Source organism: Mycobacterium sp. (assembly GCF_035499775.1).
Lineage (GTDB): Bacteria > Actinomycetota > Actinomycetes > Mycobacteriales > Mycobacteriaceae > Mycobacterium.
The window spans coordinates 1-24283 of record NZ_DATJYB010000171.1 but is presented as its reverse complement, the minus strand read 5'-3'; the positions used below and the strand labels follow the sequence as shown (position 1 = coordinate 24283).

General features: G+C 66.3%; 29 protein-coding genes. 16 read left to right on the top strand and 13 right to left on the bottom strand.

Annotated elements, in window-relative coordinates; genetic code table 11:
• The first annotated feature begins 31 nt into the window (after positions 1–31).
• Together VML93_RS11825 and VML93_RS11820 are read left to right on the top strand one after the other, a co-directional pair.
• Positions 32–817, top strand: coding sequence for an alpha/beta hydrolase (locus tag VML93_RS11825; RefSeq protein ID WP_325610760.1), 786 nt, complete (start codon positions 32–34; stop codon positions 815–817).
• 2 nt (positions 818–819) lie between these two features.
• A complete protein-coding gene (locus VML93_RS11820) occupies positions 820–1128 on the top strand; it encodes an MGMT family protein (RefSeq protein ID WP_325610758.1) in 309 nt (102 codons plus the stop codon).
• Here the strand turns inward: VML93_RS11820 and VML93_RS11815 are convergent.
• The 3 genes from VML93_RS11815 to VML93_RS11805 form a co-directional block, all read right to left on the bottom strand.
• A complete protein-coding gene (locus tag VML93_RS11815; protein ID WP_325610757.1) occupies positions 1125–1979 on the bottom strand; it encodes a TIGR02569 family protein in 855 nt (284 codons plus the stop codon). The genes VML93_RS11820 and VML93_RS11815 overlap by 4 nt on opposite strands.
• 124 nt (positions 1980–2103) lie before the next feature.
• Entirely contained in the window at positions 2104–3282 is a 1179-nt protein-coding gene (gene moeZ, locus VML93_RS11810) for an adenylyltransferase/sulfurtransferase MoeZ (protein WP_325610782.1), read from the bottom strand.
• Positions 3283–3416: 134 nt separating this feature from the next.
• Complete coding sequence (locus VML93_RS11805) at positions 3417–4448, bottom strand: DUF3152 domain-containing protein (RefSeq protein WP_325610755.1); 1032 nt, start codon at positions 4446–4448, stop codon at positions 3417–3419.
• Positions 4449–4637: 189 nt separating this feature from the next.
• Here VML93_RS11805 and VML93_RS11800 point away from each other — a divergent pair, with 189 nt between their 5' ends.
• Positions 4638–5324: a TetR/AcrR family transcriptional regulator gene (locus tag VML93_RS11800; protein ID WP_325610780.1), complete on the top strand. Its 687-nt coding sequence runs from the start codon at positions 4638–4640 to the stop codon at positions 5322–5324.
• On the opposite strand, the gene VML93_RS11795 is transcribed toward VML93_RS11800, so the two are convergent.
• A complete protein-coding gene (locus VML93_RS11795) occupies positions 5311–5571 on the bottom strand; it encodes a DUF3107 domain-containing protein (protein ID WP_325610754.1) in 261 nt (86 codons plus the stop codon). The genes VML93_RS11800 and VML93_RS11795 overlap by 14 nt on opposite strands.
• Before the next feature lie 238 nt (positions 5572–5809).
• Here VML93_RS11795 and VML93_RS11790 point away from each other — a divergent pair, with 238 nt between their 5' ends.
• Entirely contained in the window at positions 5810–6535 is a 726-nt protein-coding gene (locus VML93_RS11790; protein ID WP_325610778.1) for an MmpS family transport accessory protein, read from the top strand.
• A 7-nt stretch (positions 6536–6542) separates the two neighbouring features.
• Here the strand turns inward: VML93_RS11790 and VML93_RS11785 are convergent, their stop codons facing one another.
• Complete coding sequence (locus VML93_RS11785) at positions 6543–7238, bottom strand: ferritin-like fold-containing protein (protein WP_325610752.1); 696 nt, start codon at positions 7236–7238, stop codon at positions 6543–6545.
• A 256-nt stretch (positions 7239–7494) separates the two neighbouring features.
• Between VML93_RS11785 and VML93_RS11780 the strand changes: the two genes are divergently transcribed.
• Together VML93_RS11780 and VML93_RS11775 are read left to right on the top strand one after the other, a co-directional pair.
• Entirely contained in the window at positions 7495–9018 is a 1524-nt protein-coding gene (locus tag VML93_RS11780) for a DEAD/DEAH box helicase (RefSeq protein ID WP_325610751.1), read from the top strand.
• Positions 9019–9031: 13 nt separating this feature from the next.
• Positions 9032–10258 (top strand): hypothetical protein, encoded by a 1227-nt coding sequence (locus VML93_RS11775; RefSeq protein WP_325610749.1) that lies wholly within the window; start codon positions 9032–9034, stop codon positions 10256–10258.
• Positions 10259–10264: 6 nt separating this feature from the next.
• Here the strand turns inward: VML93_RS11775 and VML93_RS11770 are convergent, their stop codons facing one another.
• Positions 10265–11062, bottom strand: a complete 798-nt coding sequence (locus VML93_RS11770) for an AAA family ATPase (protein WP_325610776.1) — start codon at positions 11060–11062, stop codon at positions 10265–10267.
• A gap of 78 nt (positions 11063–11140) precedes the next feature.
• Between VML93_RS11770 and VML93_RS11765 the strand changes: the two genes are divergently transcribed.
• Genes VML93_RS11765 through VML93_RS11755 form a run of 3 tightly spaced genes read left to right on the top strand, consistent with a single transcriptional unit; the run spans position 11141 to position 13327 of the window.
• Entirely contained in the window at positions 11141–11752 is a 612-nt protein-coding gene (locus VML93_RS11765) for an acid phosphatase (RefSeq protein WP_325610747.1), read from the top strand.
• On the top strand, positions 11749–12852 hold the full coding sequence (locus VML93_RS11760) for an isochorismate synthase (protein WP_325610745.1): 1104 nt from the start codon (positions 11749–11751) through the stop codon (positions 12850–12852). The genes VML93_RS11765 and VML93_RS11760 overlap by 4 nt, the downstream gene beginning before the upstream one ends.
• A complete protein-coding gene (locus VML93_RS11755) occupies positions 12845–13327 on the top strand; it encodes a GNAT family N-acetyltransferase (RefSeq protein WP_325610743.1) in 483 nt (160 codons plus the stop codon). The genes VML93_RS11760 and VML93_RS11755 overlap by 8 nt, the downstream gene beginning before the upstream one ends.
• Here the strand turns inward: VML93_RS11755 and VML93_RS11750 are convergent.
• Entirely contained in the window at positions 13279–13716 is a 438-nt protein-coding gene (locus VML93_RS11750; RefSeq protein WP_325610774.1) for a hypothetical protein, read from the bottom strand. The two genes, VML93_RS11755 and VML93_RS11750, sit on opposite strands and share 49 nt — an antisense overlap.
• A gap of 75 nt (positions 13717–13791) precedes the next feature.
• On the opposite strand from VML93_RS11750, the gene VML93_RS11745 reads away from it, so the two are divergent.
• Complete coding sequence (locus VML93_RS11745; protein ID WP_325610742.1) at positions 13792–14766, top strand: diacylglycerol/lipid kinase family protein; 975 nt, start codon at positions 13792–13794, stop codon at positions 14764–14766.
• Positions 14767–15045: 279 nt separating this feature from the next.
• On the top strand, positions 15046–15300 hold the full coding sequence (whiB1, locus tag VML93_RS11740) for a transcriptional regulator WhiB1 (protein ID WP_325610741.1): 255 nt from the start codon (positions 15046–15048) through the stop codon (positions 15298–15300).
• 69 nt (positions 15301–15369) lie between these two features.
• Here the strand turns inward: whiB1 and VML93_RS11735 are convergent, their stop codons facing one another.
• Positions 15370–16872: a sensor histidine kinase gene (locus VML93_RS11735; protein ID WP_325610739.1), complete on the bottom strand. Its 1503-nt coding sequence runs from the start codon at positions 16870–16872 to the stop codon at positions 15370–15372.
• A 49-nt stretch (positions 16873–16921) separates the two neighbouring features.
• Positions 16922–17137: a biotin/lipoyl-binding carrier protein gene (locus tag VML93_RS11730; protein ID WP_325610772.1), complete on the bottom strand. Its 216-nt coding sequence runs from the start codon at positions 17135–17137 to the stop codon at positions 16922–16924.
• A 201-nt stretch (positions 17138–17338) separates the two neighbouring features.
• Here VML93_RS11730 and VML93_RS38570 point away from each other — a divergent pair, with 201 nt between their 5' ends.
• Positions 17339–17413 carry a 50S ribosomal protein bL37 gene (locus VML93_RS38570; protein WP_003416889.1) on the top strand — a complete coding sequence of 25 codons (75 nt, stop codon included), beginning with the start codon at positions 17339–17341 and terminating at the stop codon, positions 17411–17413.
• A gap of 19 nt (positions 17414–17432) precedes the next feature.
• Here VML93_RS38570 and rsrA read toward each other — a convergent pair whose 3' ends face one another.
• Complete coding sequence (gene rsrA, locus VML93_RS11725) at positions 17433–17750, bottom strand: mycothiol system anti-sigma-R factor (protein WP_325610738.1); 318 nt, start codon at positions 17748–17750, stop codon at positions 17433–17435.
• Positions 17747–18397 carry a sigma-70 family RNA polymerase sigma factor gene (locus VML93_RS11720; protein ID WP_325610736.1) on the bottom strand — a complete coding sequence of 217 codons (651 nt, stop codon included), beginning with the start codon at positions 18395–18397 and terminating at the stop codon, positions 17747–17749. Before VML93_RS11720 ends, rsrA begins: the two co-directional genes overlap by 4 nt.
• A 256-nt stretch (positions 18398–18653) precedes the next feature.
• On the opposite strand from VML93_RS11720, the gene VML93_RS11715 reads away from it, so the two are divergent.
• The 3 genes from VML93_RS11715 (at position 18654) to VML93_RS11705 (ending at position 21985) form a co-directional block, all read left to right on the top strand.
• Entirely contained in the window at positions 18654–19502 is an 849-nt protein-coding gene (locus VML93_RS11715; protein WP_325610735.1) for an NAD(P)-dependent oxidoreductase, read from the top strand.
• 6 nt (positions 19503–19508) lie between these two features.
• Positions 19509–19964: an aminoacyl-tRNA deacylase gene (locus tag VML93_RS11710; RefSeq protein ID WP_325610733.1), complete on the top strand. Its 456-nt coding sequence runs from the start codon at positions 19509–19511 to the stop codon at positions 19962–19964.
• A 530-nt stretch (positions 19965–20494) separates the two neighbouring features.
• Positions 20495–21985 (top strand): bifunctional phosphatase PAP2/diacylglycerol kinase family protein, encoded by a 1491-nt coding sequence (locus VML93_RS11705; protein WP_325610731.1) that lies wholly within the window; start codon positions 20495–20497, stop codon positions 21983–21985.
• Between the two features lie 15 nt (positions 21986–22000).
• On the opposite strand, the gene VML93_RS11700 is transcribed toward VML93_RS11705, so the two are convergent.
• Positions 22001–22282 (bottom strand): hypothetical protein, encoded by a 282-nt coding sequence (locus VML93_RS11700; protein ID WP_325610729.1) that lies wholly within the window; start codon positions 22280–22282, stop codon positions 22001–22003.
• Between the two features lie 245 nt (positions 22283–22527).
• Here VML93_RS11700 and VML93_RS11695 point away from each other — a divergent pair, with 245 nt between their 5' ends.
• A complete protein-coding gene (locus tag VML93_RS11695; protein WP_325610770.1) occupies positions 22528–24126 on the top strand; it encodes an NAD-dependent malic enzyme in 1599 nt (532 codons plus the stop codon).
• 17 nt (positions 24127–24143) lie between these two features.
• Here VML93_RS11695 and VML93_RS11690 read toward each other — a convergent pair whose 3' ends face one another.
• Positions 24144–24266 (bottom strand): SDR family oxidoreductase, encoded by a 123-nt coding sequence (locus VML93_RS11690; RefSeq protein WP_414686334.1) that lies wholly within the window; start codon positions 24264–24266, stop codon positions 24144–24146.
• Between the last annotated feature and the right edge of the window lie 17 nt (positions 24267–24283).

The window sequence follows — 24283 nt, the reverse complement described above, 5'->3', positions numbered from 1 at the left end:
ACGCCCGAGCCCGAGCTGGCACCATCGACGGGTGACCGCCGACCTTCACGTGCACCGCTTCGGCCCGCCCGGCCCGGTGCGAATGCTGGCGCTGCACGGGCTGACCGGCCACGGGCAGCGTTGGCAACACCTGGCCGGTTACATTCCTGAAATCACCGTCGCCGCACCCGATCTGCTCGGGCATGGCAGGTCATCGTGGGCCGCGCCGTGGAGCATCGACGCCAATGTCGCGGCACTGGCAGCGTTGCTCGACGACGAGGCCGAAGGTCCTGCGCTGGTGGTCGGGCACTCGTTCGGCGGGGCGATGGCGTTGCAGCTGGCCGCGACTCGGCCCGACCGAGTGGCCGCGCTGCTGCTGCTCGACCCGGCGGCAGGCCTGGACGGCAAATGGATGAGCGAGATCGCCGAGGCGATGTTCTCCTATCCCGACTACACCGACCGCGCCGAAGCCCGTCAGGAGAAGGCTGCCGACTCGTGGGCGGACGTGGACCCCGCGGTGCTCGAAGCCGACCTCGACGAACATCTGGTCCAGCTGCCAAATGGACGCTACGGCTGGCGCATCAGCCTGCCGGCGATGATGTCCTACTGGAGTGAGCTGGCCCGCGACGTCGCATTGCCGCCGGCAGGGACGACGACGACATTGGTACGGGCCAAGTGGACCTCGCCGGCGTATGTCAGCAACGACCTGATCGCCGGGCTGCAGGAACGGCTAGGACCCGATTTCGAGCTGCTGGATTTCGAGTGCGGCCACATGGTGCCGCACGCCAAGCCCGCCGAGATCGCCGCGCTGATCCGCAAGCATCTGGAAGCGCGGTAGCCGTGGCGTCGATCACCGACGAGCAGGTCGAGCGGGTGCGCTTCCTGGTCGCGGCCATTCCCCCCGGCCGGGTCGTCACCTACGGCGATATCGCCGCTGTCGCAGAGCTTTCCAGTCCGCGCATCGTGGGCTGGATCATGCGGACCGACTCGTCGGACTTGCCCTGGCACCGGGTGATCACGGCCTCCGGTCGCCCGGCGAGACACCTCACCACCCGGCAGTTGGAGCTACTGCGCGCCGAAGGGGTGCTCAGCGTCGACGGGCGGATCGCGCTGAGCGAAGTCCGCTACGAATTCCCGCCCGGCATCTAGAGAACCAGCCGGACCAGGGCCGCGGTGCGGGCCAGACCGGGAAACGCCTCGGCCGTCGACCGCGGGTGCAGGGCATGGACCGCCAACCGAAACATCAACGCGCGCAACAGCATCTGTGGCCACTCCGGCAACGCGTTCCAGCGTTCGATGAGTCCGTCGTCCGCCTCGCCCCAGGACAGCGCGTCGATGACAACCACGCCCGCGGCCCAGGATGAGGGCCGCCAGTACGGGGTGATGTCGGTGATTCCCGGCGGTGCGGTGCCGACGAAAAGCACTGTGCCGTAAAGATCTCCGTGCACCAGCTGGTTCGGGCTCTTGGTCGGCTTACGCAGCGACGCGAGCTGGTGGATCATGTCGATCGACTGCTCCGCGTCGGCGGTCGGGGGGGCCACTCGCGCCCCCGGCGGCACCGACTGCAACGGCCGTTCCTCCCATGCGGCCCGGTCGGCGGCGATGAAGACATCGACGTCGCCCCACGGTGAGGAGGGTCCCTGGGTCAGGAATCGAGGCCGTTCCAGTTTGCCGGTGGCCTCGTGCAGGCGCACCGCCGCCGAGACCACCTCGTCGTGCCTGGCCTCCGGTTTGCCGGCCACGAATGTGTCTGCCCGCCAGCCCGAAACCACATACCGCCCGTCGCTCGAACGAACCGGCCGGGCCAGGCGCACGCCGTCGACGAACAACGTCTCCCGGACCCGGGCCGACCAGGCCGCCCGAGCGTGGTCGGCTACCAGCGACAACACGACTTCGCCGCATCGCCAGCCGTTTTCCCAACCGGCGCCCAGGGCAACGGGCTTAACACCGGTCAAACCGAATGCCACCAGCACGTGTTCCGGCGGTGGCTCGACACTCACACGGGTCAGACTAGTAGGGCGACGATGCGGGTCGTGACGACCCGCTGAGAAGCCCGAAAAAATCAGACACCGCGGGCGACGATGCGGGTCGTGACGACCCACTGAGAAGCCCGAAAAAATCGCGTCAGTACATCACCATGTCGGGCTGCATTTGCTCGGCCCAGGCCACGATGCCGCCCTGCAGATGGACCGCGTCAGAGAATCCGGCCTGCTTCACCGCGGCCAGCGCCTCGGCCGAGCGCACGCCCGTCTTGCAGTACAGCACCGCCTTGCGGTCGTGCGGCAGCTGGGCCAGACCCTCACCGGAACTGATCAACGACTTCGGGATCAGCTGGGCGCCGTCGATGTGGTTGATGTTCCACTCGACGGGCTCGCGGACGTCGATCAGGGCCAGCTTCTTGCCGGAATCCAGCATCGCGCGCAACTCCCGGGGGGTGATCGTGGAATCGGCGGCCGCGTCGGCGCCTTCCGAGGACACCACACCGCAGAAGTCCTCATAGTCGATCAGCTCGGTGATCCTCGGCGTGGACGGGTCCTTGCGGACCCTGATGGTGCGATAGCTCATCGCCAGCGCGTCGTAGATCATCAACCGACCGAGCAGTGGTTCGCCGATGCCGGTGATCAGCTTGATCGCCTCGGTGCCCATCACCGACGCGATCGAGGCGCAGATGATGCCCAGCACTCCGCCTTCCGCGCAGGACGGCACCATGCCGGGCGGCGGCGGCTCCGGGTAGAGGTCGCGGTAGTTGAGGCCGCGCCCGTCGGGAGCGTCCTCCCAGAACACCGCGACCTGGCCCTCGAAGCGGTAGATCGACCCCCACACGTAGGGCTTGCCGGCCAGCACTGCGGCGTCGTTGACCAGGTACCGGGTGGCGAAGTTGTCGGTGCCGTCCATGATCAGGTCGTACTGCTCGAACAGGTCGACGGCGTTGCCGGGCGCCAGCCTGAACTCGTGCAATCGCACGTCGACGAGGGGGTTGATCGCGGCGATCGAGTCGCGCGCGGACTGGGCCTTGGACCGTCCGACGTCGGCCACGCCGTGGATGATCTGACGCTGCAGGTTCGACTCGTCCACCACGTCGAAATCGACGATGCCGATCGTGCCGACGCCGGCCGCGGCCAGGTACAGCAAGGCCGGCGCGCCGAGTCCGCCCGCCCCGATCATCAGGACACGGGCGTTCTTGAGCCGCTTCTGCCCGTCCACACCCAGGTCCGGGATTATCAGATGACGGCTGTAGCGGGCTACCTCATCGCGGCTCAGTTCGGCGGCGGGCTCAACCAGTGGCGGCAGGGACGGCGACACAACTTCCATCACAGCACCAACACCCACGCCGCCGCCAATACGTGCCGGCCCGGTTTGCCCGCCGAGCAGACGCAGAATCGCATGCGCGAGCCCCGCGCAGTGCGATTCTGCGTCTGCTCGGCGGGGGCCCGAACCTAGGCGATCGGGTACGGCCAGGGGTTGAAGCGGCAGGTCTTGCCGTCCGGCTTGACGAATCCGGGGTCGAACTTGGCACCGTCGTCGTTGGACGTGGAGAACGTCTGCTGCATCATCACCGGGGCCAGACCGCCCTGCTTGTCGCACGGCTCATGGCGCACATACCCGATTGCGTGGCCGACCTCGTGGTTGACCACATACTGCCGGTAGGAACCGATGTCCCCTTCGAAGGGGACGGCTCCGCGCACCCAGCGCGCCTCGTTGATGAACACCCGTGCCTGCCTGTCCGGCCCGTACACCGGGTTGTAGCAGGACGTCTCCAGCCGGAATTCGTAACCGCACCCTTCACGCACCGTCACCGGAGAGACCAGCGAAATCCGGAAGTCAGGCTTGCCCGCGCTGGTTCCGTCGAGCCGGACGAACGCGAACTGCGGGTTGTGCGTCCAGCCCTTGGGGTTGGCCAGCGTCTGATCGACCATTTGGGCGAAAGCGTTGTCTCCGCCGTACATCGTGGGATCCAGGCCATTCTCGATCTCGACGGTGTACTTGAACACCTTGGCGGTGCCCTGACCGACCTGCGGCGTGTTACCCGGAACGATATGCCAGGCCTTCTCGCCCGCCTCGGTGAACGGACCGCCTTCCGGCAATGTCCCGGCCGGCAGATTGCCGTCGAACGCGGCCAGCCCGCGAGGTGGCGCGTCCATGATCGCGGTGCCCACCGCGCCGATGGCCGGCGGACCCTGGATGGACTCGCTGGCGGCAGGTTTCGGGGCGTTATGCCCGGTCGCCGTCTGGTACACCACCAGCGCGGTGAGCGCCACCAGAACCGGCAACGCGTACGCACGCCAGCCATAGGTGGACACGAACCGGCCCAGCCAAGTCTGTTTGCGCCATTGGCGCGGCCGGTCGCGTTCCGCGCGAGCTCGTCCGGCCTCGGCGAGCGGGTCGCGCTGCGCCCGCAGCGGTTCTCGCCACTCGTCGCGCAACACCGCTGCTCGACCGGTGCTGCGCACAGGCCGCGGTGAATCCATTTCCTCAGGATGGCACAGTCGACACAGACTGGGACGGCTGGCGCGCCCGGGCAAACGACAACACTCCCGTCTGGCCAGCGCCAACACCGCCGATGGCCGTCGATGGGTAGTAATGTCGTTCCGACAAGCCCAGGGGGCCGGGCCTGACAGCCCGGAACCCAAGTGGCCAACGAATCAGAGAAGGACTCGATGAGCGATCTCGCCAAGGCAGCGCAGCGACGTGCGGTCAAGGCGACCGAACGTGGTCGGTCCGCGGACAGCATGGCGGCGTCCAGTCGGCGCGGCAACCGGCTGCCCCGGGACGAGCGTCGGGGCCAATTACTGATCGTCGCCAGCGACGTTTTTGTCGACCACGGCTTCCACGCCGCTGGGATGGACGAGATCGCCGATCGGGCCGGGGTCAGCAAACCCGTTCTTTATCAGCACTTTTCGAGCAAACTCGAGCTGTATCTAGCGGTGCTCGAGCGGCACGTCGAGAACCTGGTCTCGGGCGTGCAGCAGGCGCTCGCCACCACCACCGACAACCGGCAGCGGTTGCATTCGGCGGTCCAGGCGTTCTTCGACTTCATCGAGCACGACAGCCAGGGTTACCGGCTGATCTTCGAAAACGACTACGTCACCGAACCCGAAGTGGCCGCGCAGGTGCGGGCGGCCACCGAATCGTGCATCGACGCGGTGTTCGCCCTGATCGCCGAGGATTCCGGCATGGAGCCGCACCGCGCCCGGATGATCGCGGTGAGCCTGGTCGGCATGAGCGTCGACGCGGCTCGGTACTGGCTGGACGCCGACCGCCCGATTTCCAAGTCGGACGCCGTGGAAGGCACTGTGCAGTTCGCCTGGGGCGGCCTGTCGCACGTGCCGCTTACCCGCTCTTAGCGCCTTTCCCGGCCGCGTCGAGCCCGATTCCGAAGCCGACCCGCCGGGTGTCGGCGACACCGATCTCAACGTAGGCGACCTTGGCGGTGTTGATCAGGAAGCGACGGCCCTTGTCGTCGGCCAGGCTCAGCAGACCCGAACCCTCGCGCAACGCGGCGTTGACGAGTTCTTCGACCTCATCGGGCGTCTGCGCACTGGAAAAGACCAGCTCGCGCGGGCTGTCCGTGATACCGACCTTGACCTCCACGATGGCCCCTTCCGTTGGTACTTCGTCTGGATTTCGTCGCAGACGTGTCAGCAGCAGGCTAGTGGACGCCCGTGCCCGGTATCGCGCAACGGGGTTCGCGGTAAGCGAAACGGGAGCGTCCCGCACCGGAACCGGGCCGGACGGGTCCGATAACGATTCGCTTCCAAGTGGACTTCAACTGCTCTCAAGTGCCCGCGGGACGGTCAATCCTTCTTTTCACATCTATAACATCGGCACCATCAGTACCACACTGCACGATCTCGGCGACGAGGTAGAGGACTACCCGGACGGCGAGTACGACGAGACCGGAGCCGAATACGACGGCTACGGCGAATCACTGTGGCCGGCCGACCGTCGCTGGCGCCCGACCGCGCTGGTCGTCGGCGCTGTGCTGGCCGTCGGGGCCATTGCCACCGCGGTCGTCATCAACAGCGGAGACAGCGCGTCGACGAAGGCGACCATCGGGCCGCCGGCATCCCGAACCCCAGTGATTTCCACCACACCACGTCTGACGGTTCCGCCCAGCGCCGCACCCAGCCCGTCTACCAGCCCGTCGACAAGGCCGTCCTTGCGGCCCCAGCTACCCCCCGAGACGGTCACCACGCTGCCGCCCAGCCTCACACCGCCCAGGACGGGTCCGTCGCCCACCGCCGCACCGCCGCCAACTGCCCTACCGCCATCGACCACGGTGAACCCGCGCACCGTGGTCTACACCGTGACCGGGACCAAGCAGCTCCTCGACTTGGTGAACATCGTCTACACCGATGCGCGCGGCTTCCCCCACACCGAGATCAACGTGGCGCTGCCGTGGACGAAGGTGGTCGTTCTGAACCCGGGCGTGCAAACCGAATCTGTCATCGCGAGCAGCATCTACAGCCAGCTCAACTGCGCGGTCGTGAACGCCGCTGGCCAAGCGGTGGCGGTGTCGACGAAGAACTCCAGCCTGGCGACCTGCACGCGTTAGCTGAGGACTAGTTGAGTCCGAGGTCGCGCAGCCGCTGATCGTGCGTCTCCTGCAAGCGGTCGAAGAACGTCGTGACCTGGCCCAGTCCGCCGGCGCCGGATACCACCAGCTCGACGAGCTGGTCATGGTCGGCCAGCAGGTACTGAGCCTGGGTGATCGTCTCGCCGAAAAGCCGGCGCGACCACAGCGCCAGCCGACTGCGTTGTTTGCTGCTTGCGGTTACCGCGGCCCGCACCTCGGCGACCACGAACTGCGAGTGGCCAGTCTCGGACAGGGCCGCGCGCACGATATCTGCAACCTCGTCGGGCAGCGCGCCGGCGATTTCCAGGTACAAGGCCGACGCCAGGGCGTCAGCGACATACGTCTTCACCAGAGCTTCCAGCCACGTACTCGGCGTGGTCAGCCGGTGGTAATTCTCCAGCGCGGAGACGAACTTCGACATGGCCGGCACCACGTCGACGCCACGGTGCTCCAGGGCGTCGCGCAGCAGCTCATAGTGGCCCATCTCGGCAGCCGCGATGCTCGCCATCGAGATCCGGCCCCGCAGGTTCGGCGCCATCCGCGCCTCGTCGGTCAGCCGGTAAAAGGCCGCCACCTCGGCGTATGCCAGCAAAGCCAACAATTCGTCGATCGCCGGATGATCCGCCGGGATCCGCGACGCGGGGGGATGTGCCACCTGGTGCGCGGACGAGGGCGAGGTCATGGCAACACTCTAGTCGGCGGGCTTAAGAGAAGATGGGTGCCCGCTGGGCGACCGGTTATCATGATTAGAGGTAATGGCTACCGCCGTTACCGGCGAAATGTGCGTGCACAGCTGCCGCGCCTGGCCTGAGAACCCTCGGACTGAGCATCGGCCGGCGACCCGGAGACGTCTTCGGAGTCGGAACTCGTGCGCGCGTGACCGCGACAGCGAAACCGACAAACCGAATAACGTCCACCGGAAGGCTTGTTCCCCACGTATGACCGCACTTAAAGGCACAACTGAAACCACCCTCAAACCGACATTCGCCGAACTCGGCGTCCGCGACGAAATCGTGCGCGCGCTGGCCGAGAAAGGTATCGACCACCCGTTTGCCATCCAAGAACTCACGCTGCCGCTTGCGCTCGCCGGCGAGGACGTAATCGGCCAGGCCCGCACCGGCATGGGCAAGACCTTCGCCTTCGGCGTACCGCTGCTACAGCGGATCACCGCAGGTGACGCGACGCGGCCGCTCACCGGCGCGCCCCGCGCCCTGATCGTGGTGCCCACCCGTGAGCTGTGCCTGCAGGTGACCGACGACTTGGCCACCGCCGCCAAATACCTGACCGCCGGCGGTGACGACGCGCAGCGTCCGTTCTCGGTGGTGTCCATCTACGGCGGACGGGCCTACGAACCGCAGATCGAGGCACTGCAGAACGGCGCCGACGTCGTGGTGGGCACGCCCGGACGGCTGCTCGACCTGTGCCAGCAGGGCCACCTGCAGCTGGGCGGGCTGTCGGTGCTGGTGCTCGACGAGGCCGACGAGATGCTGGACCTGGGCTTTCTGCCCGACATCGAGCGCATCCTTCGTCAGATCCCCGCCGACCGTCAGTCGATGCTGTTCTCGGCGACCATGCCGGACCCGATCATCACGCTGGCCCGCACGTTCATGGTCCAGCCCACGCACATCCGGGCCGAGGCGCCGCACTCTCTGGCCGTGCACGACACCACCGAGCAGTTCGTCTACCGGGCTCACGCGCTGGACAAGGTAGAGCTGGTCAGCCGGATATTGCAGGCTTCGGGACGCGACGCGACGATGGTCTTCACCCGCACCAAGCGCACCGCGCAGAAGGTGGCCGACGAGTTGGCCGAACGCGGCTTCAAGGTGGGCGCCGTGCATGGCGACCTCGGCCAGATAGCCCGCGAGAAGGCGCTCAAGGCGTTTCGCGCCGGTGACATCGACGTGCTGGTGGCCACCGACGTCGCGGCCCGCGGCATCGACATCGACGACGTCACCCACGTCATCAACTATCAGTGCCCCGAGGACGAAAAGATGTACGTCCACCGCATCGGGCGCACCGGCCGCGCCGGGCGCACCGGCGTCGCGGTCACCCTGGTGGACTGGGATGAGCTGCCCCGCTGGACGATGATCGACAGCGCGCTGGGCTTGGGCTCTCCCGACCCCGCCGAGACCTACTCCAGCTCGCCACACCTGTATGACGAGCTTTCCATCCCGGCCGAGGCCGGCCCGACCGTCGGCGCACCACGCAAGTCGCAGGCCAAGCGCCGCGCCGGCACCGCAGACAAGTCGGACAAGAAGGACGACTCGCAGAAGTCGCGCAACGGCACGAGGCGGCGGCGCACGCGTGCCGGCCAGCCCGTCAGCGGGCACCCTGCCGGCAGCCCGGCCGCCAGTGGCGAAGCGCCCGCGGAGACGCCGTCCGGCGCCCCCTCCGCCGGTGGCTCCCCCCGCCGGCGCCGTCGTCGCCGCAAGCCTGCGGACGCGACCGCGCACGCCAACTGAACCCGGCTGACTGGTGGTCAGACCCGAACGCCGGACCAAGGGCGATATTGTCGCTGCTGCGGCGATCGCGGTCACCGTTGCGCTGGTCGCAGCGCTGATCTGGTGGACCAGCGACGCCCGGGCGACCGTCAGTCGTCCGGCCGCCGGCCCGGCATCCAATCCCGTTCCGGCCAAACAGGTCCCGGCCGCGCTGAAGCAGCTATGGACGGCGGCCAGTCCCGCGACCACCACGCCGGTGGTAGTGGGCGGGTCGGTGACCACTGGCGACGGACGTCGGGTTGAAGGACATGACCCGGCCACCGGCGAGACGCGCTGGAGCTACGCGCGTGACACCGACCTGTGCGGGGTGTCCTGGGTCTACCACTACGTGGTCGCGGTCTATCGAGACGACCGTGGTTGCGGACAGGTCAGCACCATCGACGGGTCCACCGGCCATCGTGGCCCCGCCCGCAGTAGCTACGCCGATGCGCGGGTGCATCTGGCGGCCGACGGCACGACCGTGTTGTCGGCCGGCGACACCCGCCTGGAGCTGTGGCGCTCGGACATGGTCCGGATGCTGGCGTACGGCGAGACCGACGCTCGGGTGAAACCGTCGGCACGGGGACTGCACTCCGGCTGCAAACTCGAGTCGGCCGCGGCCAGCCCGTCTGCGGTCTCGGTGTTGGAATCCTGCACGGGCCAGGCCGATTTGCGCCTCGTTCTGTTGCGCCCGGGCAAAGACGACGACGAACCCCAACAACACGTCGTGGTCCAAGCCGGGATCCGGCCGGGCTCGGGTGCACGGGTGGTGGCCGTTTCGGATACCAGCACGGCCGTCTATGTGCCATCACCGCAGCCCAGGGTCGACGTGATCGACGAGACCGGCGCGACAGTGGCGAGCACGATGCTGGCCAAGCCGCCGTCGAATGCCGCCGTCGCGTCGCAAGCCGGCAACCTGGTGACCTGGTGGACCGGCGATTCGTTGATGGTCTTCGACAGCGGGAAGCTGACGGTGCGCTACACCATCACCGCCGGCGACACGGCGGTGCCGCTGGGACCCGGAACGATGATGGCGGGCCAACTGCTGGTGCCGATCACCGGCGGCATCGGGGTCTACGAGCCGCTCAGCGGCGAAAGCAGCAATGTCATCCCGGTCGATCGGCAGCCGAGCGGCCCGGCGGCTGCAAGTGCCGTGGTCCCGGCAGTTTCGGGTTCCAAAGTGTTCGAGCAGCGCGGCGACACCGTCGTGGCGCTCGGCTAGCTGTGGCTACACCTCAACGGTGAAGGTAGGCAGCGCCTTGCCGGACTTCCAGTGCTTGAGCAACGCCTCCGCGAGCTCGCGGTAGGCCACCGCCCCTTTGTTCTTGCGCCCGGCCATCACCGACGAGCCCGACGCGCTGGCCTCGGCGAAACGCACCGTGCGCGGGATCGGCGGAGCCAGCACCGGCAGGTCGTAGCGGTCGGCGACGTCGAGTAGCACGTCGCGGGTGTGGGTGGTTCGCGAGTCGTACAGCGTCGGCAATGCGCCGAGCAGCCGCAGGTCCGGGTTGGTGATCTGCTGGACATCGGCGATGGTGCGCAGAAACTGACCGACGCCGCGGTGTGCGAGCGTTTCGCACTGCAGCGGCACCATGACCTCGTCGGCGGCGGTCAGCCCGTTGAGCGTGAGCACCCCCAGCGACGGCGGACAGTCGATGATCACCACGTCGAAGTCCTCGATCTTGGCCAGCGCACGCTTGAGTGCGTACTCACGGCCGGCCCGCATCAGCAGCATCGCCTCGGCGCCGGCCAAGTCGATGTTGGCCGGCAGCAGCGTCATTCCCTCGTCGGTGGTGACCAGCGCGGCGTTGGGCTCGACATCTCCGAGCAGCACCTCGTGCACCGACACCGGCAGTTTGTCGGGATCTTGGCCGAGCGAGAACGTCAGACAGCCTTGCGGGTCCAGATCGACCAGCAGCACCTCTTTTCCGATATCCGCCATCGCCGCGCCCAGCGAAGCGACCGTCGTCGTCTTGGCCACACCGCCCTTCTGGTTGGCCACTGCCAGTACCCGGGTCTTAGTCACAGTGCCCATCCTGGCATGTTCGGCCGCCACACGCTGCGGCCTGTGGGCACGGCATGTCGTCCGGCAGAATCGGTCGGCATGGGCTTGCACAATCACCGTCTTGTACTGCTCCGGCACGGCGAGACCGAATGGTCGAAATCCGGCCAGCACACCGGCCGCACAGACCTCGAACTGACCGACACGGGCCGGGTCCAGGCCGAGCTTGCCGGGCGCGTTCTACGTGAACTGGAACTCGCTGACCCGCTGGTAATCAGTAGCCCGCGTATACGCGCCCTGACCACAGCCAGGTTGGCCGGGCTCGTTGTCGACGAGGTGTCTTCCCTGCTGGCCGAATGGGATTACGGCTCCTACGAGGGGTTGACGACCCCGCAGATCCAGGAATCGGTTCCAGATTGGCTGGTCTGGACGCACGGATGCCCCGGCGGCGAGAGTGTGGCGCAAGTCAGCGACCGCGCCGATCGGGCCGTGGCAATGGCGTTAGAGCACATGAGCTCGCGCGACGTGGTGTTCGTGGGCCATAGCCACTTTTCGCGTTCGGTCATCACACGCTGGGTGGAGCTGCCGCTGGTCGAGGGCAGCCGCTTCTGGATGCTCGCCGGCTCCATCGCGGTGTGCGGTTTCGAGCACGGCGTGCGACAGCTCGCTGCGCTCGGATTGACCGCCCAGCCGCAGGCGATCGCACCCGGGTGAGCACCGCCGAACCGCCGTTCGCGCTATGCGGGCCGAGGGGGACTCTGGTTGCCGACGGGGTGCGGGCGCGCTACGGCGACCTGCGTGCCGCGCAAGCCGCGCTGCGCTCCGGCACGGTGCCAATACTGTTGGGTGCGTTGCCTTTCGACGTGAGCAGACCCGCCGCGTTGGTATCGCCGGGCGCGGTGGCGCGGCCCGACGCACTGCCCGACTGGCCGACGGGCCCGGTCCCGCCGGTGCGCATCACGGCCAATCTCCCAGGGCTTGACGAGTACCGGGCCAGGATCAGCCGGGCACGCGATCAGCTCGCCGCGCCTGACAGTTCGCTGTGCAAGGTGGTGCTGGCCCGCGCGCTGCGACTGGCTGCCGACGCGCCACTGGATGCCCGGATGATCTTGAGCCGGTTGGCCGCCGCCGACCCGGCCGCATACGGCTTTCTCGTCGACCTGACTCCGGCGGGCGACGACTACGCGGGCGCGGCCCTGGTGGGCGCCAGCCCAGAGCTATTGGTCGCGCGCTCCGGCAATCGCGTTGTGTGCCAACCGTTCGCCGGCTCGGCTCGCCGTGCCACCGATCCCGAAGCCGACGCCGCCAACGGCGCCGCACTCGCCGCTTCGGCCAAGGACCGCCATGAGCATCAACTCGTCATCGACGTGATGCGCGTCGCCTTGGAGCCGCTGTGCGATGAGCTGAGCATCGCTCCCGAACCCCAGCTGAGCCGCACTGCGGCGGTCTGGCACCTATGCACCCCGATCACCGGCCGGCTGCGTGACACCTCAACCACGGCAATCGATCTGGCGTTGGCGCTGCATCCCACCCCGGCGGTCGGCGGGGTGCCTACCCAGGCGGCAGCCGAGCTGATCGGCGAGCTGGAAGGCGACCGCGGTTTCTACGCCGGCGCGGTGGGATGGTGCGACGCGGCGGGCGACGGCCACTGGGTGGTGTCCATCCGGTGCGCGCAATTGTCGGCCGACCGTCGCACCGCCGTCGCCCGCGCCGGCGGCGGCATTGTCGCCGAATCGGATCCTGACGACGAAGTTGACGAGACGACAACGAAATTCGCGACGATTCTGAATGCCCTGGGAGTTGCGCATGACTGAGATCATCCGCCGCGCGATACCGCAAGACGCCGTCGATATTGCGGACATGATCCACGGTTTGGCCGAATTCGAGCGCGCCCCCGATCAATGCACCGTCACCGAAACACAAATTTCCACAGCGCTATTCAGTAATTCGCCGACGGTGCACGGACACGTCGCGGTGGTTGACGGCGAGGTCGCCGCGATGGCGCTGTGGTTTCTCAGCTTCTCCACCTGGGACGGCGTCGCCGGCATCTATTTGGAGGATCTGTTCGTGCGAGCCAGGTTTCGCCGCCGCGGCCTGGCCCGCGCGCTGCTCTCGGAGCTGGCGCGCGAATGCCACGACAACGGCTACACGCGACTGTCCTGGGCGGTGCTGAACTGGAACTCCGATGCGATTGCGTTGTACGACGGGATCGGCGCCGCGCCGCAAAGCGAGTGGACCACCTACCGGCTGTCCGGCTCACGCTTGGCTGAGCTGGCGGAATCCTGCTGATAGGCGCTCGCTGCCCAGCGCACGGCCGCAGGGCTGAACAGCAATATCAATACGTTCAACGCCACGAGGGCCAGTGGGATCCCGAAGGCCAGCTGATGCGAGCCCACCGCCAGGTACCACGCCACCGGCAGCAGGAGCACCTGGGTGAACACTCCCAGCCCACGGCCCCAGCGCCGGCCGGTCCACAGGGCCCAACCCGCGGCCAGCACCGCGCCGCCGACCAGCGCGAACCAGATCGCGGTCCCCAGGCCGTTGACCCCGTGCTGCTGGGCCCCGGTGAGACCGCGGACCACCAGGACTGCGGCCACCACCAGTGCGGCCCCGCCCTGCAGCCCGACGATTAAACCCGCGCCACGCACGGGACCCGGGGCTGGGCCACGGACTGGAATCGTCACAGCGTCAGCGTAGTCACGCCCGGCGGTCCGTCGGCGGGCCGCTGAGCGGCCCGCCTAAGCTCGGGCATCATGCGCGCCGTGCTGATCGTCAACCCCGCCGCCACATCCACCACCGCAGCAGCACGCGATCTTCTGGCGAACGCGCTTAAAAGCCGCCTCGAGCTCACCGTCGAGCACACCACCCACAAAGGGCACGGGACCGAACTCGGGCACGCCGCCGTCGAGCACGGCGTGGACCTGGTCGTCGTGCACGGCGGCGACGGGACGATCAGCGGAGTGGTCAACGGTCTGCTGGGTCGTCCTGATTCCGTCCCGAACGGGCCCTCGAGATCCCTGCCGGCGATAGCCGTGGTGCCCGGCGGCTCGGCGAATGTGCTGGCCAGGTCCCTGGGCATCTCGCGAGACCCGGTGGCTGCCACCAACCAGGTGATCCAACTGCTCGACGACTACCGTCGCCACCAGACCTGGCGCCGGATCAGCCTCATCGACTGCGGTGAGACCTGGGCCGTGATCAACGCGGGAATGGGCGTCGACGCGGAAGTGGTCGCCGGGGTGGAAGCCCAGCGCGCCAAGGGCGTCAAGGTCACTCCGTTGCGTTACTGGCGGGTGGCGGTGCCGATCACGATCGCCTTCAGACGCCGCGAACCGACCCTCACGCTGGAACTACCCGACCGCGACCCCGTCGCGGGCGTGCACTTCGCGTGGGTGTCCAACACCACGCCGTGGACCTACAGCAACGACCGGCCCATGGTGACCAATCCGGCCTGCAGCTTCGAGACGGGCCTGGGAGTGTTCGCGGTCGACGGCATGAAGGTGATTCCGACGCTGCGATTACTGAGCCAGCTCCTCGCGAAGCGGCCGAACCCGCGAGCCAAACAACTCATCCGTGACGATGACGCGCCTTGGCTGCGAATCACGTCCATCGGAGAGCCGGCGGCGACTCAGTTCGACGGCGAGTATCTGGGCGTGCGCGAAAGTATGACGTTCCGGGCGGTTCGGGACGCACTTGCGGTGGTTGCCCCGCCCACCAAAAAATCATTCTGACCTGCGTAAATGCTGTGCCGACGGACTCTGAGACGAAAATCTCTGGGGAAGTAGCGCAGGAGTGTAGTACAACTGTGTAAGGGCTTTGGTAAGAGTTCGTCAAAGTGAGATAGCCCACGGGCTAACTAACGCTATTGACATCTGTAGAGCCTGTGAAACGATCGAAAGGTTGCACGCAGAAAATTTGTAGGGGTACGGGAACCTTTCTTGTGCAAGCGCTAACCGCAGAAGAAATAAGCCCGTGCACCTTGCTGCGCACTCAGTGAGGAGTAAGTACTAATGGATTGGCGCCACAAGGCGGTCTGCCGTGACGAAGATCCCGAGCTGTTTTTCCCGGTAGGGAACAGTGGCCCGGCGCTCGCGCAGATCGCTGACGCGAAACTGGTCTGCAATCGATGCCAGGTGACCACCGAATGTCTCGCCTGGGCTTTGAACACAGGTCAGGATTCGGGCGTCTGGGGCGGCATGAGCGAAGATGAGCGACGCGCGCTCAAGCGTCGTAGCACCCGGACGAAGGCCCGTAGCGGAGTCTGAACCAGTTTCACCTAGTTCCACACAGTGCGGCCCCGACAACCGTCGGGGCCGCACTGTTGCGTGCCCGCGTTACAGCAGCAACCGGGCCCGGCGGCCGATCGGTACCCGTAGCACCACGTCGGTGCCGTGCCCGGAGCCTTCCCGCATGCCTAACGTGCCGTCCAGCTCAGCCGACACCAGAGTCCGTACGATCTGCAGGCCCAGGCTGTCCGACTTCTCCAGGCTGAATCCCTCCGGCAGGCCGCGCCCATCGTCGTGAACCACGACATCCAGCCACCGCGCCGAACGCTCGGCGCGGATCGTCACCGATCCTTCCGCGACCATCGGGTCAAACGCATGCTCGATGGCGTTTTGCACTAATTCGGTGATCACCATGATCAGTGCCGTGGCGCGGTCGGAGTCCAGCACGCCGAGGTCGCCAACTCGGTTGATCCGGATCGGCCGGTCCACCGACGCCACGTCGTTCATGATCGGCAAAATCCGGTCGATGACTTCGTCGAGGTTGACCTGCTCGTCCACCGACATCGACAGCGCGTCATGGACCAGGGCGATCGACGACACCCGGCGCACCGATTCGATCAGCGCCTCCCGCCCTTCGGCGTTGACCGTCCGCCGCGCCTGCAGGCGCAGCAGCGCCGCGACGGTCTGCAGGTTGTTTTTCACCCGGTGGTGAATTTCACGGATGGTGGCGTCCTTGGATATCAGGGCCCGGTCCCGGCGCTTGACCTCGGTGACGTCGCGGATCAGGATCGCCGCCCCCGCGTTGGCGCCGCGAACCACCAGCGGCAGCGTCCGCAGCAGCACTGTGGCGCCTCCTGCGTCGACCTCCATCCGCATACTCGACCCGCCCGCCAACAGGTGCAGCACGTGCTCGGCCACTTCCTGGGCCTCGAAGGGGTCCGAGATGAGCGGCCGCGTCACCTTGATGAAATTGTGGCCCTCCAACTCGGTGGTCAGGCCCATCCGGTGATAGGCCGATAGCGCGTTGGGGCTGGCGTAGGCGACGACGCCATCGACATCAAGGCGGATGAAGCCGTCGCCGGCCCGCGGGGTGGAACGCGACATGGCCACGTCTCCCACGTCGGGAAACGTGCCGTCGGCCAGCATGTGCAGAAGATCTGTGGCGCACTCGCGGTAAGCGGTCTCCAGCTGGCCATAATTGCGCTCGGCTACCACCTCGGTTTGGTGCTGCGTCAACACCGCCACCACCTGCTTGCCATACCGTACCGGGGAGGCCTCGACGTTCGGGCCCGGCAGTTGCCACGAATGCGGTTGGCTCACATCGCTTTCCCGCTCGGCAGTGCCGGAAGCGAACGTCGCGGCGACGAGCGGCAGTCGGTCGTCACTGACGACGCTGCCCACCGCGTCAGTCTGCAGAACCGTGGGCGCGGTATTCGGCCGGCATTGCGCCACACACACCAGTACGCCGTCGTCGCGGTGAACCCACATCAGGTAATCGGCGAAGGACAGATCGGCCAGCAGCTGCCACTCCCCTACCACCGCATGCAGGTGGTCGACCGCATTGCCCGGCAGCATCGTGTGTTCGGCAAGCAGATCACCGAGAGTGGACATGACGTACCCCCGAGTCGCTCCCGGATTGCTCTTGTGTCGGGTCCAACGGCTAGCTGATCACCGCGATGAGGTCGCCGGCCTGGATGACGTCGCCCACCGACACGCTGACCTTGCTGACGGTGCCGGCGACTTCGGCCAGCACGGGGATCTCCATCTTCATCGACTCGAGCAGCACCACGGTGTCGCCCTTGCCGATCTGGTCGCCCTCGCTCACAACAACTTCGAGCACGCTGGCCACGATCTCGGCACGAACATCCTCGGCCATCTTCACCCCACTCGTATCGGCCATCCCGCATGCTGACTGCCAGTCCCTCAGGCTCATGTATATCGAACCATAAGACCCGCCGGAACGACGGCGCGTGGGCTTCCGACGCGCTGCCACAGGCCTCATGGGAGAATGGCGGATAACCGGCGGAGCTTAACGTACCCAGCCTGCCCAGCATCTGACGAACGACGGAGGTTAACGATGGCCAAGCGTGGCCGGAAGAAGCGCGACCGCAAGTACAGCAAAGCCAACCACGGCAAGCGGCCCAACTCCTAAGCGGCCGTTTTCACGCAGGCTAGGGCCCGCCACGGATGATCGTGGTCTGGCGGATCTCCAGTCGCAGACGCTCCCGTAAGCCCTCAGGGGCCTTCTCGCCGCTGCACTTGGTCGCGATCAATGCCTTGATCCGCTCCTCGAGCCCGTAATGCTGGAAGCATCCGGGGCACGCCTCGAGGTGGCGGCGCAGCTTCTCTCTCGACTCCGGGGTGCATTCACCGTCGAGCAGAGTCCACACCTCGGCGATCACTTGCGCACAACCGAGGGCACCATGCGAATCGTGGTCGGGTTGTACGCCGTCGGCGCAGGCGTCGGCCGGGCCGGGAAACTCGCTCATGACGACACCTCCTCGGGCGCCTGCTGACCGCGGGTAAAGCCCCGCTCTTTGGCCACGTCGGACAGGAGACCACGCAGCTGACGTCTACCGCGATGCAGCCGCGACATCACGGTTCCAATCGGCGTATCCATGATCTCGGCGATCTCTTTGTACGGGAAACCCTCGACATCGGCGTAGTAAACCGCCATCCGGAACTCTTCCGGCAGTGCCTGCAGCGCTTCTTTGATCTCGGTGTCCGGCAGCGACTCGAGCGCTTCGACCTCGGCCGAACGCAACCCGGTGGAGGAATGCTCGGCATTCGCGGCCAGCTGCCAGTCGGTGATTGCCTCGGTCGGATACTCCGCTGGTTGGCGCTGCTTCTTGCGGTAGCTGTTGATATAGGTGTTGGTCAGGATCCGGTACAGCCAGGCCTTGAGGTTGGTTCCCCTGCGGAACGACCGGAACCCCGCGTAGGCCTTCACCATCGTCTCCTGGAGCAGGTCCTCGGCATCGGCAGGATTGCGCGTCATTCGCAGTGCACCGCCGTACAGCTGGTCCAGCAGCGGAATCGCGTCGCGCTCGAAGCGCGCCGTCAGCTCCGCGTCCGTCTCCTCAGGTGGTTCGGGCTCGGGGATGTCCAACTCGGTGACGCCGTCTATATCGGGCATGTCGATTAGCACAGTCCCTTCTGCAAACAAGCGAGCCAACTGCTCCTCACCCAACAGGCTCGTCGCCGTTGACACCAGAATCCTCCTCTTAATCTAAAGGCTGTGACCGACAGTGTCTGTAAGGGCCTTGCGTCAGTCAATTAGCTGCAGAAACCTCATCAATCAACAGCGTCAACCTGCGCGCTATTTCCGATGCCCGATTCGCGCTGCCGGTCCCGCGGCCAGAACGTGTCACGCAGGACGTTACTGTGACGCCATGTCCCTCCAAGGCAAGACCATGTTCATTTCGGGCGCGAGCCGCGGTATCGGTCTCGCGATCGCCAAACGAGCCGCCGAAGACGGCGCCAACATCGCCCTGATCGCCAAGACCGCCGACCCGCACCCCAAGCTGCCGGGAACGGTGTACACGGCGGCCAAGGAGCTCGAGGAAGCGGGCGGTCAGGCCCTGCCGATCGTCGGGGACGTCCGCGACCCGGATTCCGTCGATTCCGCGGTGGCCAAGACCGTCGAGCAGTTCGGCGGCATCGACATCTGCGTGAACAACGCCTCGGCGATCAACCTGGGGTCCATCTCCGAGGTGCCGATGAAGCGCTTCGACCTGATGAACGGCATCCAGGTGCGTGGCACCTATGCGGTGTCGCAAGCATGCCTGGCCCACATGAAGGGCCGGGAGAATCCGCACGTCCTGACGCTGTCGCCGCCGGTGCTGCTCGGTAAGGAGTGGCTCAAGCCGACGGCCTACATGATGGCCAAGTTCGGCATGACGTTGTGCGCGCTGGGCATCGCCGAGGAGATGCGCGACGAGGGCATCGCGTCCAACACCCTCTGGCCCCGCACGCTGGTGGCCACCGCCGCCGTACAGAACCTGCTCGGCGGCGATGAGGCGATGGCCCGGGCGCGAAAGCCCGAGGTGTACGCCGACGCGGCCTACGTCATCCTCAACAAGCCGTCCAAGGAGTACACCGGCAACATGCTGCTGTGCGAGGACGTGCTGGTGGAATCCGGCGTCAAGGACCTGTCCGTCTATGACTGCATACCGGGTGGACAGCTCGGAGTCGACTTCTGGGTGGACGGGATCAACCCGCCGGGGTACGTCCAGTCTTGAGCCCGCGTGGCCGGCGCAGCAACACCGGCGATCGCCGCGCTGGTCAAAGCCGGTGTGCCGCACGAGATCTTGCATTTCGAAGTCGTCACCGACCTGTCCGACTCCGGCGATTTCGCGCCCGAACAGGTCTTCAAGACGCTGATCATCGCGCTGCCCCGTGAATTGGCTGTCGCCGTTGTTCCGGTCCCGTCGAAGTTGTCGCTGAAGGCGACTGCGGCGGCGCTTGGTGTGGCCAAAGCCAGCATGGCCGAACCCGCGGCCGCCGAACGGGTCACCGGCTATGTGGTCGGCGGCATCTCTCCTTTCGGTCAGCGCAGGCGGTTGCGGACCGTGGTGGATAATTCGGCCTTGGCGTGGGACCGGGTGCTGTGCAGTGCCGGCAAGCGGCACTGGGACGTCGCGGTGGCTCCGCAGGAACTGATCCGGTTGACCGACGCGGTCACCGCCGACATTCGGGTCTAGAGCAGCCTCTCCTGGAAATCGGCGATGGCTTCGCCGACGCCGTAGCACGCGCGCTGGCGCCGGCGATGGGTTGGCGTCCTGTGAGTACGAAACGCGAACAGCGCGATCGACAAGCCTTGCCACGCCCACGGGCCCAGCTGTCGTCGTACGTGAACAGCGCGCCGAACTGAGCACGGGCGGCACCGACGGTCACGCAGGCCCCAAATGTCCTATAGGAGGTTAGCTTTGGTGCGCTGGCTGGTCGGGGCCGCGGCCAAGGGAGTGATAGGCGGTATTCAAGGAACCGCCGAGGGATCCGCGACGGCTGGAGTAAAGGCAGTCGGTCAGTGGCTGGCCGGTCGGGTGAGGCCGGGGTCAAGGGTGTCAACCGCGGTATTCAGCGAGCCGCCAAGGGGTCTGGGACGGCGGGAGTACGGGCAGTCACTCCTGCCAGCCACCTGTGTTGAGATTCTGGGCGACGCCGAGGAGCACCATCAGGGCCTCCGCTTCATTCGGGTCAGATTGAAGTCGTCGAGGTATAGATTGATTTGATGAAGACGACGCCGCACACATCGCCCGGGCTGCGGCAGATCAGCAAGGGCCTCGGTGCCCTCGACGCTGAGGTGTTTGAGGCGATCGCGGACTCGCGCAGCCCGTTGCTTGACACCGCGATGCCAACGCTCAGCCGTGCCGCCGATAACGCCAAGCTGTGGTTTGCGATAGCGGCTGCTATGGCGCTCTCGGGGAGTCGCTCGGCGCGGCGCGGCGCGGGCCGCGGTGTCGTCAGCCTGGCGGTGACAAGTGCGATTACCAATCAGCTGGCTAAGCGGGTGTGGCGACGCCAGCGGCCCCGATTCGGGTCGGTTCCGTTGGCGCGGCGCCTGCCCCTTCCGAGGTCTTACTCGATGCCCTCCGGTCATTCCGCCAGCGCGGCAGCGTTCGCGGTCGGTGTCGGGCTGGAAAACCCAACGCTGGGGCTGGTGCTCGCCGTGCTGGCCGGTCTGGTCGGGCTTTCGCGCGTCGCGACGGGGGCGCACTATCCCAGTGATGTGTTGGCAGGCTTCGGTATTGGCGCGTCCATCGCCGTGTTGGGTGGGCGTCTGGTCCCCCCGATCGTCGAAAACCATCTGCCGAACGCCGACCCGCTGCGCGTCGATACGCCGCCGCGGCCGGACGGTGCCGGCCTGGTCGTGGTCGTCAACCCCGCCGCGGGCGGCGGGACCGGGGAACGGGTGATCGCCCAGGTTCGCCGGGAATTGCCCAACGCCGAGATCATCCAACTGGCCTCCAACGACGACATCGAAAAGGTGATGCGTGCGGCGGCCGAGCGGGCCGAAGTGTTGTGCGTCGGTGGTGGCGACGGAACCATCGCATGCGCGGCGGCTGCCGCGGTGGATAGCGGCCGTCCGCTGGCTGTTTTCCCGGCCGGCACATTCAACCACTTCGCCAAGGACATTGGCTGTGAGGACGTGGGCAAGACCATTCGGGCGATACGGGAGGGCAGCGTTTTCTGCGTCGATCTCATGTGCTTCAACGACACTCGAATGATCATCAACACCTCGAGCATCGGCGCCTACCCCAGTTTCGTGCGGGCCCGCGAACGGCTTGAACACAAGATCGGTAAGCCGCCTGCGGCGGCGTACGCAATGCTGCGTACCTTGCGGAATGAGGAGCCGGTGCGTATCCGCTACGACAACAAGACCCTCCAGACCTCGCTGTTCTTCCTGGGCAACTCCACGTACCTGCCGTCCGGATTCGCGCCGGCGCAACGCAACCGGATCGATGATGGGCTGATCGATGTGCGAATTCTGGAAGCCGGGAGACCGTTCAGCAAGATCCGCGTCATGACGGCGATGATGGCCGGGCGGCTGGTACGCAGCCGGCTGTATCACGAGCAGCATGTTCCGGAGTTCAGCTTCAGCTGCGTCGACGGGCCGACCACTATTGCATTTGATGGCGAGGTGGATGGACAGCATGAAAATGCAAGCTTCAGCGTCCGTTACCGAGCCCTTCCGGTGTTTTGCCCCCAGCCGCGACGCTAACGATGACTTCGGACCCTACGCCGATCCGCGTGCGAGAGAGACGATGACGCAAGCCGTAGGAAAGCTATTCAGCAGAGAAGCGACATGCCCGATCCCGCTGAGCGTATACGCCACAGACTTACTGAACGAATCCGTCAGATAATCGACGAACATTGCGCGAGCGGTGACGGTGACGATACCGAGGTTGCCTGTAGTTGTGGAACGCAAGGGTCGTGCGATTATCCTCGTCATCTCGCCGAGCAGATCATCGACGGCTTGGACCTCAAGGCGGAAGCTACTGACCAGGTCAAAAATCACATCCGCTATGCAACCGCATGGTTCGACGGGGAGCTAACCCAGCTAGAGGGCGCTCAGTGCTAGGTCAGTGTCGTCGGCACGTGAAAACTGACCGCGGGACGGGTGTAGTTAATTCGATGCTCATCAAGGGCCCGGCTTTTCCTTGCCGACTCCTCTGCCCAGCCTGCCGGTGGTCATCCCGAGTTCATCCGCAACTGGGCGATCGGCTTAGCGTCTACGGGAAATCCGTACTTCCCGGAGCTTTCATCTGGGCGTGCGGCCCACAGCGCCACAGGCTCGGCCTCGTGGGCCTACTGCCGCCCGCTGTGAAGACCCTCGCTGAACAAGCCGACCATTGCTGGCATGAGTTCTCCACTCGCCGTGACGATCTCGACAAGCACATCTATCTGCGCGCGTTGCAGGACCGCAACGAAACCCTGTTCTACCGGGTGCTGCGCGACCACATCCCCGAAGCCCTGCCGATCGTCTACACCCCAACCGTCGGTGAGGCCTGCCAGCGTTTCAGCGAAATCTACCGGCGGCCGCGGGGATTGTTCGTCTCCTATGCCGACCGCGACCGCCTTGACGAGGTGCTGTGCAACCGACCCCAACGCGACGTCGACGTGATAGTGATGACCGACGGGCAGCGGATCCTCGGTCTAGGCGACCAGGGCATCGGCGGCACGGGCATCCCCGTCGGAAAGCTTTCGCTTTATACCCTGATCGGCGCCATCCACCCTGCTCGCACTCTCCCGATTGTGCTTGACGTGGGCACCGACAACGTCGAACTCCTCGACGACCCGCAGTACCTCGGCTGGCGCCACAGACGGATCGGCGACGACGACTATTACGCCTTCATCGACGAGTTAGTCGCCACCGTGCACGAGCGACTGCCCGATGTGCTGCTGCAGTGGGAAGACTTCGCCACCGCGCACGCACTGCCGATCCTGGCCCGCTACCGCGACAAGCTGCTGACCTTCAATGACGACATCCAGGGCACCGCCGCGGTCACCCTCGGCGCACTGCATGGCGCCGCCAAAGTCGCCGGCCGCCCGCTGTCCCAGCAACAGGTCGTCATGCTCGGCGCAGACTCAGCCGGCATCGGGGTCGTCGACATGATCCGCCGGGAGATGATGAGCGAGGGACTGTCCGAACACGAGGCCCGGCAGCGAATTTGGGTGGTCGACGTGGTCGGCTTGCTCACTGACGACCGCACCGACCTTTCGCATGGGCAGCGTGAATTCGCACAACCCGCCCACCGAGTGGCGGAGTGGAACCTGTCGGGGCCGCCCCAGCTCGCCGACGTCGTCCACCAAATTGACGTCGGTGTCCTGCTAGGCCTGTCCACCGCCGCCGGTGCCTTCACCGAGGACATCGTGCGCGAGCTCGCCAGTAAAACTGAGCGGCCGATCATCTTTCCGCTGTCCAACCCGACAAGCCGCGCCGAGGCACATCCGTTGGAACTGGACCAGTGGACCGACGGGCGCGCGCTGATAGCCACCGGCTCGCCGTTTGCACCGCTGCGGCGCAACGGCGTCGAAAGGCCCGTCGCGCAATGCAACAACGTCTACATCTTCCCCGCGATGGGGCTTGCCGTGACCGCTGCGCAGGCGACCCGGGTCACGGACGAGATGCTGCGAGTTGCCGCAGCGGCCCTCGGCGAGGCGTCACCTGCTCTTAGTGACCCCTGCCAGCCCCTACTGCCGGCGTGGCCAGATGTGCCCGACGTGGCAGTGCGCATCGCCCATGCCGTCGCCGCAGAAGCCGTCGCCGACGGTGTCGCCCCCAAACGCAGCGATGAAGAAATAAACCAACGCATCACGCAAGTGCGGTGGACGCCCGACTACCCGGCAGTGCCGGCCTGAGATTGCTGCGTGCGGGGTCACATGTCCATGCCGCCGTTGACACTCCACACTTGTCCGGTGATGTAGGACGAGGCGTCGGCGGCCAGGAAGTGGACAACGCGGGCGACTTCTTCGGGCCGGCCGGGGCGGCCGGCGGGGATCTGGCTGGTGAGTTTGG